This window comes from Paenibacillus sp. QJM3NY_38 (assembly GCF_056173265.1).
Genome location: NZ_CM149665.1, coordinates 2,392,549 through 2,407,155, shown reverse-complemented (window position 1 = coordinate 2,407,155; position 14,607 = coordinate 2,392,549). Strand labels below are relative to the sequence as shown.

Here is a 14,607-nt window from a genome sequence, read left to right as displayed (position 1 = left end):
CGTAAACTTAGATTAAAACGGGAAGCGCGCGAACCGGCTGGCTGTTGCCAAAGGTTTGCTTGCCTGCTGTAGAATTAGCCCAGTTAATCGCATTGGTGATCACTTTCAGCACTTCGGGGTTGTAGTAGGTTGGATAGGTCTCATGCCCCGGACGGAAATAGAAAATGTTCCCATGACCACGCTTGAACGTGCAACCGCTGCGGAATACTTCGCCGCCTTCGAAATTGCTGACAAATACCAGCTCGTCTGGGGCTGGAATATCGAAGAACTCGCCGTACATTTCCTCGTGCTCGATGATGATCGGGCCTGTAATTCCTGCCGCAATCGGATGTGTCGGATTTACACTCCAAATAATTTCCTGTTCTCCTGCTTCGCGCCACTTCAAATCGCAGCTCGTGCCCATCAAAGCTTTGAACGGCTTGGAAAAATGTCCGGAATGAAGAACGATCAGACCCATGCCATCCTGCACGCGTTTTACGACTTTGCTTACGATTTCATCACTTACCTGGTCATGAGCCATATGCCCCCACCACAACAGCACATCGGTTGAATCCAGTACATCGTCCGTCAATCCATGCTCCGGCTGATCGAGCGTTGCCGTTCTGATAACGAAATCCGGATTTTGCAGACCCTCCGCCAAAGCTGTGTGAATCCCGGCTGGATAAACGTTCCGAACCTCATCATGGATTTTCTCGTGTACGAATTCATTCCAAATGGTTACGTTAAGCATCTTGCTGTTCCCCCTAATTGCTTATTCGGTTGTTACGCTAAGCTGTTAGACCCACCACATTTCTCCGAGCGGCTCTTCGATCAGCACCTGCTGAAGATTTTGCACCGCTTTGGAGAAGCCTTCTTCAATCGACATCAATCCATCTTCATGTTCAATGCTTACGACATAATCATATCCAACCAGACGAAGGGCACTCATCATATCCGCCCATTCCTTCACGTCATGCCCATAGCCTACGCTGCGGAACTGCCAAGCGCGATCCAGCATGTTGGCATAAGACTGCATATCGGTCAGACCGTGCTTGTTCACGTTGATCGGGTCAATGCTTGTATCCTTCGCGTGGAAGTGGTGGATTGCCCCTTCGCGGCCCAAAATTTGAATCGCTTGAACAGGGTCGATCCCTTGCCACCACATATGACTCGGATCCAGGTTGGCACCGATCACTTCGCCTGCGGCTTCACGTAAACGGAGCAGTGTGCCAGGCGTATGAACGGAGAAGCCGCCGTGCAATTCCAAACCAATCTTCACATTGCGGTCTGCAGCAAATTTACCCCATTCGGTCCAGTAAGGAATGACCTTGTTATCCCACTGCCAGGTCAGAATCTCTTGGTAATCGTTAGGCCAAGGCGCAACCGGCCAGTTCGGGTATTTGGCATCCTCATGGTCGCCTGGACAGCCGGAGAATGTGTTAACAACAGGTACTTCAAGCTTCTCGGCAAGCTCTACCGTTTTTACGTATGTGTCATGGAACTCTTTCGCAATCGCTTTTTGCGGATGAAGCGGGTTGCCATGGCAGCTCAGTGCGCTAATGATCAACCCACGGGATTCCACCGCATTTTTGAAGCTTTTCAGCGCAGTTTCATTCTCCAGCAGCTCGACCGGGTTGCAATGCGCATTCCCAGGATAACCGCCTGTTCCGATCTCAACCGCTTTAAGACCCTTGGATGCCACATAGTCCAAGGCATCCTCCAATTTACGTCCGCTCAACAATACCATAAATACGCCTAATTTCATTGTATACCTCCTGGTTTACCTTAATATTAGTAGGGATTGCAAGATTTAGTTATCGAAATAAACCGCTTTTCCTGTCTTCGCCGATTCATAGATCGCTTCCAGAATTTGCGTTACAACAAACGCTTGCTCCGGCTTAACCACAGGGTCCTTATCCTCAATAATGGCCTCCAGCCACATTCTGGCTTCCCGGTCCGCATCATTTTCCTTGGAGCCGGAATAGAACGCTACGCCGCCGGCATTCAAATCGACTTTGGTTTCATACAATCTGCTCATTTTCTCGCCGTTAATACGCAGACCGTCCTTCATGTCAGCTCCGCCTTCTGTACCCGCCAGCACGGCTTTGGCTTCGCCGGTCTCAACGACGTTAAGGGCCCAGCTGGATTCCAGAATAATCGTTGCGCCGTTCTCCATCGTAATGAACCCGAATGCCGAATCCTCTACCTTGAACTCCTTCGGATCCCAAGGACCGAACGCATTCGCCGCATTCTCCCGTTGACCAAGTTTATGGAACGTGGATCCCAGCACGCTCTTCGGCTTGTAGTTGTCCATCAGCCACAAGGTCAAATCCAGTGCATGGGTACCGATATCGATCAACGGACCTCCGCCTTGCTTCTCTTCGTCAAGGAATACGCCCCAGGTCGGAACGGCGCGGCGGCGAACAGCCAGCGCTTTACCGTAGTAGATCTCGCCCAGCTCGCCTTCCTCACAGACGCCTTTCAGATACATGCTATCGTCGCGGAAACGGTTGTTGTAACCGATGGTAAGTTTTTTCCCTGTACGCTTTGCGGCGTCCAGCATGGCTTTGGCTTCGGAAACGGTCTTCGCCATAGGCTTTTCGCACATCACGTGCTTGCCGGCTTCAAGGGATGCTACCGTAATCTCGGAGTGAGAATCGTTCGGCGTACATACATGGATAACATCGATGCTGCCGTCTTGCAGCAATTCTCTGAAATCCGTGTACACTTTTGCGCCTTCAACCCCGTACTCAGCAGCCGCCTTCTGCGCACGCTCTTCTACGATGTCGCAAAAAGCGACCAGTTCCGCCTGCGCCTGCTTCTTCAAGCTCGGCATATGCTTGCCGTTGGCGATTCCCCCGCAACCGATAATTCCGATCTTCAACGTTTTCGACATGTCCATTTCCTCCCCATAGGCATTTGATCATTTTGGAAACTCTCCAAATATTAGTGCAACGCTTTCATGCGGACCATTTCCAAGAACTCAAAAACCCTGTCAGATCCGTCAGAAGCTGGTTTGCATGTCGTTCATAACCAGTGTACAAGAATATGAACCGGGCTGCCAGTTCGCTATTCCGACATGTTTGCCTGCTGCGGCGCCGGAAGTTTGCCGTAGCGGTATGTGCTTTGCAGAACGATATGTCGGCCCTCCAGCGAAGACTGCTGGAACGACTGCATAATCTCCAGGACGTGGTATGCCAGACGGGCACTCACGCGATGGTCCTTCTGCTCATGAATCGATTGGATCATATCGTTGATACCAAGCCCCCGCTCGTTCTTCCCGCATTCAAATGCGGGGTCAAGCAGCTCCCATTCCTCGGAGCCGTGCTTCCGGAGCTTCACTTCGCCGTTAAAGTAGTTCGGATCCCCGAGACTGAGGCTTCCCTGCGTGCCATAGATTTCGATCCAGGGCAGGTTCGATCCGCCAAAGATATCGAAACTTGTAATCATGGTTGCAATGGCACCGTTCTCAAAATCCAGCGTCCCTGCTAAATGTGTTGGGGTCTGAACCGTGATCGGTTTTCCTTGGAGCGGACCGGAGCCGATGGCGCGATCTGGAATCTGGATGCCGGTGGACGCGCTGATCCGGCTTGCAGGACCAAGCAGCTCTACGAGAGCCGATACATAGTAAGGACCCATATCCATCATTGGACCTCCGCCCGACGCGTAAAAAAATTCAGGATTAGGATGCCAAGCTTCCGGTCCTGAACCCATCATAAACGCCGTAGCGGCAACAGGTCTGCCAATAAGCCCGGATTCAATCGCGGCTTTGGCCGTCTGTACGCCGGAGCCCAGAAACGTATCGGGCGCGCAGCCGACGCGAAGTCCTTTTTGATCTGCCATATTTAGCACCCGTAGGGCTTCATCAAGGGTAATCGCCAGCGGCTTTTCACTGTAAACATGCTTCCCTGCTTCCAGCGAGGCAATATCCACATTGGCGTGGCTGGCCGGAATGGTCAGATTAATAATAAACTCAATGTCAGTCTGTGCAAGCATCTCCTCAACTGTATACACGTTCGGGATGTTGAACTCTTCGGCCTTCTTCTTCGCGTTGTCCGGAATAAGGTCAGCACATGCCACGACTTCAACCCAAGGGCTGTTCTTTAAGTTCGTGAAGTATACGCCGCTGATGTTTCCGCAGCCAATTATACCTGCTTTCATTTTTTTCATCGCTGTCACTCCTTGAGTGTTTTAGATGTGCTCGGACTAGTACCATGGTATTCTTTTATGCTTTCGTTTAAAATGAAGAATATGATTAAAACATGAACAATCTGGTCATTATTTTCTTATTCTTCAAAGGGGACTTTAGCAATGGATTCAAATCTTTCCAACCAAGTCGTAGCAGCGGATTTCTCATTTCATCGTAAACCTTTCAAGATGTCCCTGGCTGACGGTTTCGACACCTACCTGATGCGATGGCAGACCGACGGCAAATGCCGTGCCAAAATTGATGGCGAGCTGTCACTCGTTGAAGCAGGGGATCTGTTGATCTTCACGCCAGGACAACCCTATGAACTCCGAATAGATGACGAATATAACGCTTTGGGTGAGTTAACCATCGAAAGCGGAGATTACCATATTTTTTTCAAGGGTCCCTGGGCTGACGCGTGGTGGAATTCCAAGAAACGCCCAACCAAAATTCGGGTTCCACTGGAAGAGCGTTACCTGAGTCTGTTTCGGCAAATTCTGCTGGAGCAGCGTCGTGTATCGGATCCTTATCCGGAGATTTCGGATTACACGGTGCGGATTCTGTGCCTCGAAGTGGACCGCCTGTTATCGGAGCAGCCATCGACCACACCCAAGACGTATCTGGCCTACCGCATGAAAAATTACATTGAAGAGAATGCCTCCTCGATGTTCAAGCTGGAGGACGTCGCGGCCCATGTCGGCATTAGTGTCTCTCGGGCAGTCCATCTGTTCAAAGAAGCGTTTGGCACCACCATTATGCAATACACAATGGACGTTCGCCTGAGCATGGCCAAGGAACGGATTGTGTTTAGTCCTCTCTCGCTGGAGGATGTCGCCGAAACGTCCGGCTTTGCCAACTATACTTATTTTCACCGCGTTTTCCGCTCCCGATTCGGCGTTTCGCCCAAACAATTCCGCATGGCCAGCCGAACGTCGAACTGATCGTGCCATCTGTACAGTAAAAAAGCGGGTCGACCAAGGTTTTTCCTTGATCGACCCGCTTCTTTCTTGAATCACATGTAATATATTCCATGATTCCAAAATTACTTCTTATCACGGTCTAGCGTGGCCGCTGCCTCGGATACAACGATAGCCAAGTCTTCATTTCCGAATAACGACAGGACGCCAAGCAGGGTCTGATCCGGTATTTCACCAGCTTCTTCCTTGGGCACCGTTAATTCCAGCACCCGGGCCAGCCGCTCATTGTCCGGCTGATTCGGATATGCCTTACGGTACAGTTCCGCTGGGTCAAGTCCGTGATTCACACACCACTGGGCAAACACGAGGATCATCATATCCTCGTCCTGGCGGTACGACTCCGCAATCCGTTCTTCTACGGATTTTTCCGTATATTCCATGTGTTACCCCTCCTCATGCGAAAAGGGCTTCGGAGCTCTCTTCGTTCATGAAGACATTATACCGTTTACTTGCGCTCAGACAAAGTCTAAACTAGTCAACCATCTTGACCTGCACCGGATTGCTCTTCGCTTTTTGGTCATTCTTCTTCATCCAAGTTCCAAGACTGATGATAATGGCAATAACAAGAATTTCAAAACCATACTTCAGAACGCCATTGGCGAACCAGCTGTGAATCATCGGCTCTTCCACAATCATCTTCGATGCGGTCCAGGCTAACACGGCAGCACCGATCGTGATGATAATAGGAAAGCGATCCGTCAACTTCAGGATAATGGTACTGCCCCACACCATAATGGGAACCGAAATCGCAAGTCCGATAATAACCAGCATGAAGCTTTCGCCAGCAGCGCCAGCTACAGCAAGCACGTTATCCAGTCCCATCATCGCGTCCGCAATAATAATCGTACGGATTGCCGCCCACATTTGGTTGCCAGCGGAAATTTCATGCTGCTTCTCATCCACCATCAGCTTGTAGGCAATCCACAACAGGGCAAAGCCACCGATCAATCGCAAGCCGGGGATCATTAAGAGCTGTACAACGAGAAGTGTGGCCACGATACGAATCACAATCGCACCGACGGTACCCCACAGGATGACCTTCTTCTGGTCCTCCTTCTGGACATTACGAGCGGCAAGCCCGATAACAATCGCGTTATCGCCTGCCAACACAAGGTCAATGAGGACAATCGACAGCAGTGCCATCCAAAAATCCATCGACATTATATCCATGCTTCTCCCATCCTTTCTGCATTTTCTTTAGGTTTACACCTACCGATGTCCTCCACCAAAAAAAACGCTGTTCCCTTAGATTACAAGGTCTACAGCGTTTTTTGGACGCAAAAATAGACCTCCACCTCATTCATAAAGAAATCAGGCAAAGGTCTCGCTAAACAACATAATCGTTGCCAATAAAGCCGGGGATGGTTGATCCCGTAATGACGACTTTACTTACGATATAGAATTTATAAGTTATCAGCGGAACCCATGAAATTCTATATCGCAAGAAAACCTACCTTTGAATCGCGGTTGCTCATCCTTGAAAGGCCACGATGGAGGGTTTTCTTATGAAGCTACTCCCCTTTGGGAACTATTCGATTGGGCATATTATAACATTTGAAAAATCGCTTGTATATTCAATTTTTCCCACCGAAATCGAATGCTTAGCTGTCCGAAATATGGGCAGCAGTCCTGTTTTTTTGCTATCATGGTGCTATTCTGGTTGACTTTGACTATCGCAAAGTGAGGATTGTACATGAAGAGATGGATCATACCCGCAATTTATTCCACAGCCCTGATACTGGCATTTGCATACAGACATGAAATCATGGACTGGCTGGGAGAAAATCCCCCGCTCTACCTGATGATCCTGCTGGCAGCCCTGCTTGCCTTATTTCCCGTTGCGCCCTATAAAGCGCCCCTTTCAGTCGATCCTGCTCGCGCGCTTACTGCCCATCATACCGCAAATGGCCGTCAATATTTATGCCGGCGTCGCATCCATTCCATTCTGGACGTACACAACCGCTTCAGCCATCGGTAAAATCCCCGCGATTCTCCTGTATGCCTGGCTGGGCAGCGGGTTTTCCGATCATCCGCTCCTCTTCGCGGGTATCGCAGGCGGACTTATGCTGGTTACCGCTTTGTGTCTGGCCGCTATCCGGTGGTATAAAGGGAGACCGGCTTAAACGGAGCATAGTTTTGGTTTCCCTGACCAAAATGATTATAATATAGAGTAAGACTTACATTTATATATTATAACGATGGAGGGATAATAGATGAATAATCGTTCAACCCCAAGTGAATTGGCTACCTTTGCGGGAGGCTGCTTCTGGTGTATGGTCTCTCCTTTTGATGAGCTGCCGGGCATTCTGAAGGTCGTTTCCGGCTATACGGGCGGCCATAAGGAAAATCCGACCTATGAAGAGGTATGCTCTGATACAACAGGTCATTACGAGGCTGTTCAAATCACGTATAACCCGGAAGTATTCCCTTACGAAAAGCTGCTCGAGCTCTTCTGGCAGCAAATCGATCCTACGGATGAGGGCGGACAATTCCATGACCGGGGCACATCTTACCGGACTGCTATTTTTTACCACACGGAGGAGCAGCGTGAACTTGCGGAACAATCCAAGCAAGCCGTAGCTGCCAGCGGACGATTCGATGGACCGATCGTAACGCCCATCATCCCCGCCAGCACTTTCTATGAAGCTGAAGAATATCATCAGGATTATCACAAGAAAAACCCGAGCCATTACAAACGCTATCGCAAAGGTTCAGGACGCGAGGATTTCATTGAGCAGCACTGGTCGGATCCGGTAGATCCGGCCGAGCTTAAACAGCGCCTGACACCGATCCAATATGAAGTGACCCAGAATAACGCAACCGAGCCTCCGTTCCACAATGAGTTCTGGGACCATCACGGGGAAGGCATTTACGTGGACATCGTATCCGGCGAGCCGCTCTTCAGCTCAACGGACAAATATGATGCCGGCTGCGGATGGCCGAGCTTCACCCGTCCGATTCGCGAATACAACATTAAGGAAAAAATGGATCTTACCCATATGATGGTCCGCACCGAGGTAAGAAGCAAAAAAGGCGACTCGCACCTCGGCCATGTATTTGACGACGGACCTGGGCCGAACGGGCTTCGCTACTGCATCAATTCTGCGGCACTGCGGTTTGTACCGAAGGAAGAGATGCAAAAGGAAGGCTACGGCGAGTATTTGCAGCTGTTTGAATAAATCCAAGTTTCCTAGTGCATTGCCCTTCAGGGCAATGCACTTTTTGGTACGATTGAACCCGCTTATTCAATTTGGCTGCACGGGGTAATATACATTACATACGAATTAGAGATCAACTGGAGGGATTGCACATGCCTTGGAGCAAACATGATTATCCGCCATCCATGAAAAACCTGGAGCCCCGGGTGAGGAATAAAGCCGTGGAAATTGCCAATGCCCTGCTGGAGGAAGATTACGATGAAGGTCGTGCCATCGCTATCGCCACCGCCAAGGCACAGGAGTGGGATGAGAATCATCCGAAGGACGAGAAGTGAAAATCCGGGCATAAGCATACGAAAGAAGCTCACCCTGCATGCGGGTGAGCTTCTCTTAGTCGGACCGTCTTATGAACGGCCGCTAACGGTATGCTGCGCTGTCTTCGGAGTAACCGGAGTGCTTGGGGCACGGACCGCCTTCCGAATCGGTTTCTTTTCCGTTTTCTCGGTACCGTACGTCACTGTAATGGTGATCACTTGTCCGGCAATCGATACGGCTAATATAGTATATAAGGTTTCAACCAATGGCATGTAGAATAGCGATAATAGCAGTACTACGGCATCCATCAGGAAAAACACCGTCCCTACCTTAAGCCCGCTCCACTCGCTGAACAGCACGGAGATCACGTCGTCACCGCCTGTCGCTCCGCCAAAACGGAGCACGATACCTGCACCAAAGCCCGTCAATAAACCGGACAGCAGCGCGGCTGCCAGCAAGTTATGATTCAGATCGATCACAAGCGTGGAATACCGCTCGATCAATGCGTAGAACAAGGTGAACATGCTCGCCGCAACAACGGTATTGATAATGAACTTCCGACCTTTGATGAATAAGGCAACCAGCAGAACCGGTATGTCCATGAGGACCATACTTAATGCGGGCGGAATATCAAGCGCATATTTGCCAAGCAGCGCAAGGCCGACAAAGCCGCCTTCGGTTAAATGATTGTGAAAATTAATGTGATAATACGTAAAAGCCATTAAAAACGTTCCGAACAACATCGCCGACATGGTGATAATTGTGTTTTGTCTTTTCCTCATACAGGATCCCTCTTGTCGTAGTAGATTGGTCAGACATAGGCCAATCTCTACATAGAGGCAACCTGGAGGAGTTCATCCTTCGAACCATAGTTCCCATCCTTTCGTAAGAGACCGTCCTTGTCTTCTGACGTCCGACTTCGCTCTACGAAGGAAGCTATGTGTATGAGAGATCATAACGTTTCCAAATCGTCCTTTGGGGATTCGTCCTTCGGGGACACATGGTATCCTGATCCTTTCTCGTTTTAATTAGACTGCTTACATTATTATAACACAGTTGGCATACAAGCTAAACAGCTGGCTAGAATGAACTGGAATATATATATGAAATATGTAAAAAAACTCGCTTTAAGAACTCCCTCCATAAAATATCGTCGTTCTGTTCACATATTCGCTAAATCCGATGTGACTTAAATCACAAATACCCCTTCTTCCCTTGTCTATACTTAAATCGAATACGAATTCGAATTATGAATCAGGGGGAGTCTGCATGTTAAGCCAGCATACGATTGAGGTCGTTAAATCGACCGTTCCTGTTCTTGAAACACATGGAACGGCAATTACGACTGCATTTTACCAAAAATTGTTTCATCATCATCCGGAGCTTCTTAACATATTCAACCATGCGAATCAACGAGAAGGAAAACAGCCCTTTGCCCTTGCCAATGCCGTATACGCCGCCGCAGCCCATATCGACCGTCTTGAAGCCATCGTCCCGGTTGTTAAGCAGATCGGACACAAACACCGGGCATTAAACATTTTGCCCGAGCACTATCCAATCGTTGGCGAAACGCTGCTCGCCGCCATGAAGGAAGTGCTGGGAGACGCTGCAACGCCGGAAATTATCGAGGCCTGGGCCGAAGCTTACGGGGCTATTGCCGATGTCTTCATTGGCGTTGAAGCGGATATGTACCAACAAGCCGCGAACGAGGCCGGCGGCTGGAGCGGATACCGCAATTTTGTCATTGACCGTAAGTTGGAAGAAAGCTCCGTTATCACTTCCTTTTATCTGGTCCCGCAAGACGGCGGCGAAATTTCCGCTTATCAACCCGGTCAATATATCACGCTCCGGGTAAAACCCGAAGGTGAAGCCTATTATCATAATCGTCATTACAGTCTCTCGTCCGCACCGGGTCAACCATACTACAGAATTACGGTCAAGCGTGAGGACGAACTGGAAGGAAAGCCCGCAGGTGTCGTCTCCACTTGGCTGCACCACCATGCCGAGGTTGGGACCGTTCTTGAGGTCACGGCTCCGGCCGGTTCCTTTACGCTGGATACGGACAGCGATCTTCCGCTTGTCTTGATCAGCGGCGGCGTCGGTTTAACCCCGATGGTGGCCATGCTCGAAACCGTGCTGCTGGAACAACATAACCGGAACGTAACCTTTATTCATGCGGCCAAGTGCGGCAGCCAGCATGCGATGAAAGCTCACATCGATGCGCTTGCCTCCAAATATCCGCAGCTAACCTCTTATGTCATTTATGAACAACCGGAATCGGAGGATCAGTGTCACCAAGCAGGCTATATTGATCTTGATTTCCTGCGCAAAACCGTTGATGCCAAGGCGGACTTCTACTTCTGCGGCCCCGTTCCGTTCATGCGAGCCGTGAACAGTCATTTGAAATCGATGGAGGTACCTTCGGACCGGATTCATTATGAATTTTTCGGCCCGGCTGGTACATTGGAAGATTAAAATAACCGTATTACACCATCAAAGGGTGCCTGTCTTGCATAAAGACAGGCACCCTTTTTAGATGGAACACGCTTGCTGTCGACTATTATTCAGCGAAGAACAAAACCATATGCCGGTTCTGGTCATGCGCATTTTATAAACCATGTACCCTGGCGTTCATACCGTCCTCAAAATTCCGAACTAGATATGCTTGCCCTGTTCCCGCAGCAGCCGGTTTACCGTTTCTCTTCTCACGCCGATCAGCTGTCCGATCTCTTCCTGCGTCAGATACTCGGTCAAGTGTATTCCCTGTGAATACTCGTCCAGCCACTGGATCAGCAGCTCAAGCCGCTCCGCAGGTCCTCCGACCGTCAAGTGATCCAGCCTCATCTGCATGAACCGCACCTTTTCCTGCAGCAATCTGGCAACCTCGAGCGGTTTCTGCGGATCCTCCGCAAGCTGGCGGTACCACGCATCAGCCGATATGACCTCCACTTCGCTCTGGATCAGAGCGATCGCCGTTCCATGTGTCTCCTTCGGGCTGATCAGGGAATGGTGCGGCACCGTTTCACCGGGATATAAAATATTGAAAAGCACCATATTGCCATTCGGATGGAGACGGGTTACCTTGAACATTCCGCTCCGGATGTGGTATAGATGATCCCCGCTATCTCCTTGCCTGAACAGTATTTCGCCTTTATGAAGAATCATGAATGAATCGCCTCCTGATGAATGCAGTTATCAGGAGTGTAAACGATATGCCGTCATGAATCCACTGGATGCAAATAACAATTACCAGAAATTAATGGTTGCGCGCCGTATATTGTTGGCATAGCATGTGTATTATATAGAACATACGTTCTTGTATTTATTTATGTTTGAGGATGTGTCTCTTATGATGAAACCTTCCACTCCTCCTCCGCCCTCGCTAGAAGACGAAGCCCTGATCCGAGATTATCTGCTGCATCACTTCATTCAGTCAGTTCTCGAGAGGGATATTCAGATTCTCAAGACCCTTAAACTGAAAATGGGTGAACTCTATATCTTAAATCTGCAGCTCATTAAAAAAGGATATTCGGATCATGCCTGGTTCCTACAACAACAAATGAGAAGGCGCGGCATCCGGATTCATGGCCTGAGCGGTACAGCCGAGGAAGGGCTGCAGGTCCAGTATTTATGCCGCGGATATGATGGCTGTCTGCTCTGCGAATGGCACACCTTCAAGGAAGAGATAAAGGATCGGCTCGTTTCGTATCTTGGCACGGATTTGGCGGCATACTAGTACCAACTACGTACAAGACAGGAGCGCTCCATGAAGAATATCTTCCACATATATTCTGCCGATATCCATAGAATCATCCTTAATTGGGCTGCAAGTGTCATCATCGTCGGGCTCGCTATTCTACCTTCTCTGTATGCCTGGTTTAACATTGAGGCCTCCTGGGATCCCTACGGCCAGACCTCCGGCATCTCCATTGCCGTTGCCAACCTGGATAAAGGCACCACCCTCCGCGATCAGCCCATTAACCTGGGAAAGGAAATCGTGGAGTCCCTCCATCACAATGAGAAGCTGGGGTGGCGTTTTACGGATGATCGCGAGAACGCCATTCAGGGTGTACGACGCGGCAATGATTATGCTGCTATCATTATTCCGGAGAACTTCTCTGCCCGGATCGGCACCGTGCTGACCAATGAGCCTGTCAAAGCTCAGATCCTCTATTATACGAACGAAAAAATCAACGCCATTTCTCCCAAAGTGACGGCCCAGGGCGCATCCGGTGTTGTGGAGGAAATCAGCAAAAATTTCATCAAAACCGCCAACGGCACCATCTTCGAGATTTTCAACACGCTCGGGATTGAGATCGAGAACCAGCTCCCGGCCATCAATAAAGTACGAAGCCTTCTGTTCCGGCTCGAAAAAAGCTTTCCGGAGCTCAATGAAGCGGTGGGCACAGCTGCAAAAGATATTAAGCTGGCCAACCGATTGGTTCAGCAAGCCGACGCCGCCCTGCCTCGCCTTGAGGGAATTTCCACGGACGGCAAGGCCATGGCCGGTGCGCTGGCGGAGTTCGCGAATCAGGCCGCCGATGCATCGAAATCGCTGGAGCCAACTCTGCGTCAGGACTTGGAGGTACTGGCCGCAACCACCGGAGCGCTCTCGCAAGTGCTGGACGCTCTGGGGCAAGCCGATATCGACCCGAAGGAGCTTGCCAGCCGCCTGAACGCTGCGCAGGAACGCGCAGAGACCGCAGCGAAAGCCGCAGCCCGGCTGGGTCAATTGTTCAAGCGGCTGGGCTCCATCTCCCCGGCAGCAGCTTCCGGGGCGGCCAAGCTTGCCGCACGATGGACCTCTGCTCAATCCGTGCTCCAAACGATAGCCCAAGCCGTGGAACGGGGAGAAGAAGCACCAGCAGATTCCATCGATAAGTTGAAAAAGCTGAACGATGACATTACGGGACTGACCAACACGCTGTTAAGCCGCTACGATACGGAGATCGGTCCGGCGATAAGCAAAGCCTTCACCAAGGGCGCAGGCACAGCCAAGCGTGTGCAGCAGGAGCTGACCCAGGCGCTTGCCAGCGTCCCCGACATTCAGCATTTGCTCAAAGACGCCCGGAAAGGTCTTAAAGTAGGCGGGGAAGAAGTACAGCTTGCCCAAAGCCGTCTGCCGGAGGCCGAGCTTCGGATTACGCAGCTGGCGAATCGGCTCCGTGAGATGGAAGCTGAGGGAGATATTCAAGAGGTTATTGATTTGCTTCAAAATAATTTCGAGCTCGAAAGCCAGTTTTTTGCCGAGCCTGTAACGCTGGAAGAGAATCGCCTGTATCCGATCCCGAACTACGGGTCCGCCATGTCTCCCTTCTTCACGACTTTATCCTTGTGGGTAGGTGCCCTGCTGCTCGTTTCCCTGCTCTCCGTTGAGGTTCATGATGAAGAGAGAAGCTTCCGCAGCATCGAGGTTTACTTCGGACGCTATTTAACCTTTCTCACCATTGCCCTGTTCCAAGCGCTATTCGTCACCCTGGGTGATATCTATTTGCTGCGGACCTATGTCGTGAATCCGGGCTGGTTCATCCTGTTTGCGCTGCTGATCAGCTCCATCTTCATGCTGATTGTATATACGCTGGTGTCCGTATTCGGCAATGTCGGAAAAGCGATGGCCATCGTACTTCTCGTGCTGCAGCTCGCAGGCGCGGGCGGAACGTTCCCGATCCAGATGACGCCGCCCTTCTTCCAGGCATTGCATCCGTATCTGCCGTTCACCTACGCCATTAGCATGATGCGGGAAGCCGTAGGCGGCATTCTATGGGATATTGTCATCCGGGATGTCCTGTTCATGCTGATCTTTGCCGCAATTGCGCTGATGATCGGGATAGCGCTCAAGAAACCGATCAACCGCGCCAGCGGCGGTCTTGTCCGTAAAGCGAGAGCCTCGAAACTCATCCATTAATCCAGCCCCTTTCGGAGCGTATATCCGCACAGAATGACTGTCTGATTACAACTTTAGTCATATTTTACGCAAAAGGACACCCCT

The 14,607-nt window shown here is 50.4% G+C and carries 16 protein-coding genes; 8 read left to right on the top strand and 8 right to left on the bottom strand.

Translation table 11 applies throughout. The features are described from left to right. Positions 1–7: 7 nt before the first annotated feature. The 4 genes from AC0VZ8_RS10605 to AC0VZ8_RS10590 all read right to left on the bottom strand — a co-directional run bounded on the left by AC0VZ8_RS10605 (position 8) and on the right by AC0VZ8_RS10590 (position 4,149). On the bottom strand, positions 8–730 hold the full coding sequence (locus AC0VZ8_RS10605) for a ThuA domain-containing protein (protein WP_071223809.1): 723 nt from the start codon (positions 728–730) through the stop codon (positions 8–10). 45 nt (positions 731–775) lie between these two features. Then, a complete protein-coding gene (locus AC0VZ8_RS10600; RefSeq protein ID WP_071223808.1) occupies positions 776–1,744 on the bottom strand; it encodes a sugar phosphate isomerase/epimerase family protein in 969 nt (322 codons plus the stop codon). A 45-nt stretch (positions 1,745–1,789) separates the two neighbouring features. Further along, entirely contained in the window at positions 1,790–2,875 is a 1,086-nt protein-coding gene (locus AC0VZ8_RS10595) for a Gfo/Idh/MocA family protein (RefSeq protein ID WP_071223807.1), read from the bottom strand. Between the two features lie 173 nt (positions 2,876–3,048). Beyond that, complete coding sequence (locus AC0VZ8_RS10590; RefSeq protein WP_071223806.1) at positions 3,049–4,149, bottom strand: Gfo/Idh/MocA family protein; 1,101 nt, start codon at positions 4,147–4,149, stop codon at positions 3,049–3,051. A 141-nt stretch (positions 4,150–4,290) separates the two neighbouring features. Here AC0VZ8_RS10590 and AC0VZ8_RS10585 point away from each other — a divergent pair, with 141 nt between their 5' ends. Further along, positions 4,291–5,109, top strand: a complete 819-nt coding sequence (locus AC0VZ8_RS10585) for an AraC family transcriptional regulator (protein WP_071223805.1) — start codon at positions 4,291–4,293, stop codon at positions 5,107–5,109. A 101-nt stretch (positions 5,110–5,210) separates the two neighbouring features. On the opposite strand, the gene AC0VZ8_RS10580 is transcribed toward AC0VZ8_RS10585, so the two are convergent. Both AC0VZ8_RS10580 and AC0VZ8_RS10575 read right to left on the bottom strand, forming a co-directional pair. Next, entirely contained in the window at positions 5,211–5,525 is a 315-nt protein-coding gene (locus AC0VZ8_RS10580) for a hypothetical protein (protein WP_071223804.1), read from the bottom strand. Positions 5,526–5,616: 91 nt separating this feature from the next. Next, positions 5,617–6,315: a TerC family protein gene (locus tag AC0VZ8_RS10575; RefSeq protein ID WP_071223803.1), complete on the bottom strand. Its 699-nt coding sequence runs from the start codon at positions 6,313–6,315 to the stop codon at positions 5,617–5,619. A gap of 523 nt (positions 6,316–6,838) precedes the next feature. On the opposite strand from AC0VZ8_RS10575, the gene AC0VZ8_RS10570 reads away from it, so the two are divergent. From AC0VZ8_RS10570 to AC0VZ8_RS10555, 4 genes are all read left to right on the top strand, one after another. Continuing rightward, positions 6,839–7,123 (top strand): hypothetical protein, encoded by a 285-nt coding sequence (locus AC0VZ8_RS10570; protein WP_475487810.1) that lies wholly within the window; start codon positions 6,839–6,841, stop codon positions 7,121–7,123. After that, on the top strand, positions 7,050–7,268 hold the full coding sequence (locus AC0VZ8_RS10565; RefSeq protein ID WP_475487673.1) for a hypothetical protein: 219 nt from the start codon (positions 7,050–7,052) through the stop codon (positions 7,266–7,268). Before AC0VZ8_RS10570 ends, AC0VZ8_RS10565 begins: the two co-directional genes overlap by 74 nt. A 90-nt stretch (positions 7,269–7,358) precedes the next feature. Continuing rightward, the gene (gene msrA, locus AC0VZ8_RS10560; RefSeq protein WP_071223801.1) at positions 7,359–8,324 is read left to right on the top strand and encodes a peptide-methionine (S)-S-oxide reductase MsrA; all 966 of its coding nucleotides are present in this window, start codon (positions 7,359–7,361) and stop codon (positions 8,322–8,324) included. Positions 8,325–8,455: 131 nt separating this feature from the next. Further along, complete coding sequence (locus tag AC0VZ8_RS10555) at positions 8,456–8,638, top strand: DUF2188 domain-containing protein (protein ID WP_071223800.1); 183 nt, start codon at positions 8,456–8,458, stop codon at positions 8,636–8,638. 69 nt (positions 8,639–8,707) lie between these two features. On the opposite strand, the gene AC0VZ8_RS10550 is transcribed toward AC0VZ8_RS10555, so the two are convergent. After that, positions 8,708–9,400 carry a YitT family protein gene (locus AC0VZ8_RS10550; protein WP_194541834.1) on the bottom strand — a complete coding sequence of 231 codons (693 nt, stop codon included), beginning with the start codon at positions 9,398–9,400 and terminating at the stop codon, positions 8,708–8,710. Positions 9,401–9,887: 487 nt separating this feature from the next. On the opposite strand from AC0VZ8_RS10550, the gene hmpA reads away from it, so the two are divergent. Beyond that, positions 9,888–11,093, top strand: coding sequence for an NO-inducible flavohemoprotein (gene hmpA / locus AC0VZ8_RS10545; protein ID WP_475486803.1), 1,206 nt, complete (start codon positions 9,888–9,890; stop codon positions 11,091–11,093). Positions 11,094–11,273: 180 nt separating this feature from the next. Here the strand turns inward: hmpA and AC0VZ8_RS10540 are convergent, their stop codons facing one another. Then, positions 11,274–11,783, bottom strand: a complete 510-nt coding sequence (locus tag AC0VZ8_RS10540; protein WP_475486802.1) for a Crp/Fnr family transcriptional regulator — start codon at positions 11,781–11,783, stop codon at positions 11,274–11,276. A gap of 184 nt (positions 11,784–11,967) precedes the next feature. Here AC0VZ8_RS10540 and AC0VZ8_RS10535 point away from each other — a divergent pair, with 184 nt between their 5' ends. Then, positions 11,968–12,354 (top strand): YhjD family protein, encoded by a 387-nt coding sequence (locus AC0VZ8_RS10535; RefSeq protein ID WP_475486801.1) that lies wholly within the window; start codon positions 11,968–11,970, stop codon positions 12,352–12,354. A gap of 30 nt (positions 12,355–12,384) precedes the next feature. Beyond that, positions 12,385–14,523 (top strand): YhgE/Pip domain-containing protein, encoded by a 2,139-nt coding sequence (locus AC0VZ8_RS10530; protein ID WP_475486800.1) that lies wholly within the window; start codon positions 12,385–12,387, stop codon positions 14,521–14,523. Positions 14,524–14,607: the final 84 nt, after the last annotated feature.

Coding starts and splice junctions, on each gene's coding strand:
- AC0VZ8_RS10605 (WP_071223809.1), bottom strand. CDS start 730: ATGCTTAACGTAACCATTTGGAATGAATTCGTACACGAGAAAATCCAT.
- AC0VZ8_RS10600 (WP_071223808.1), bottom strand. CDS start 1,744: ATGAAATTAGGCGTATTTATGGTATTGTTGAGCGGACGTAAATTGGAG.
- AC0VZ8_RS10595 (WP_071223807.1), bottom strand. CDS start 2,875: ATGTCGAAAACGTTGAAGATCGGAATTATCGGTTGCGGGGGAATCGCC.
- AC0VZ8_RS10590 (WP_071223806.1), bottom strand. CDS start 4,149: ATGAAAAAAATGAAAGCAGGTATAATTGGCTGCGGAAACATCAGCGGC.
- AC0VZ8_RS10585 (WP_071223805.1), top strand. CDS start 4,291: ATGGATTCAAATCTTTCCAACCAAGTCGTAGCAGCGGATTTCTCATTT.
- AC0VZ8_RS10580 (WP_071223804.1), bottom strand. CDS start 5,525: ATGGAATATACGGAAAAATCCGTAGAAGAACGGATTGCGGAGTCGTAC.
- AC0VZ8_RS10575 (WP_071223803.1), bottom strand. CDS start 6,315: ATGGATATAATGTCGATGGATTTTTGGATGGCACTGCTGTCGATTGTC.
- AC0VZ8_RS10570 (WP_475487810.1), top strand. CDS start 6,839: ATGAAGAGATGGATCATACCCGCAATTTATTCCACAGCCCTGATACTG.
- AC0VZ8_RS10565 (WP_475487673.1), top strand. CDS start 7,050: ATGGCCGTCAATATTTATGCCGGCGTCGCATCCATTCCATTCTGGACG.
- msrA (WP_071223801.1), top strand. CDS start 7,359: ATGAATAATCGTTCAACCCCAAGTGAATTGGCTACCTTTGCGGGAGGC.
- AC0VZ8_RS10555 (WP_071223800.1), top strand. CDS start 8,456: ATGCCTTGGAGCAAACATGATTATCCGCCATCCATGAAAAACCTGGAG.
- AC0VZ8_RS10550 (WP_194541834.1), bottom strand. CDS start 9,400: ATGAGGAAAAGACAAAACACAATTATCACCATGTCGGCGATGTTGTTC.
- hmpA (WP_475486803.1), top strand. CDS start 9,888: ATGTTAAGCCAGCATACGATTGAGGTCGTTAAATCGACCGTTCCTGTT.
- AC0VZ8_RS10540 (WP_475486802.1), bottom strand. CDS start 11,783: ATGATTCTTCATAAAGGCGAAATACTGTTCAGGCAAGGAGATAGCGGG.
- AC0VZ8_RS10535 (WP_475486801.1), top strand. CDS start 11,968: ATGATGAAACCTTCCACTCCTCCTCCGCCCTCGCTAGAAGACGAAGCC.
- AC0VZ8_RS10530 (WP_475486800.1), top strand. CDS start 12,385: ATGAAGAATATCTTCCACATATATTCTGCCGATATCCATAGAATCATC.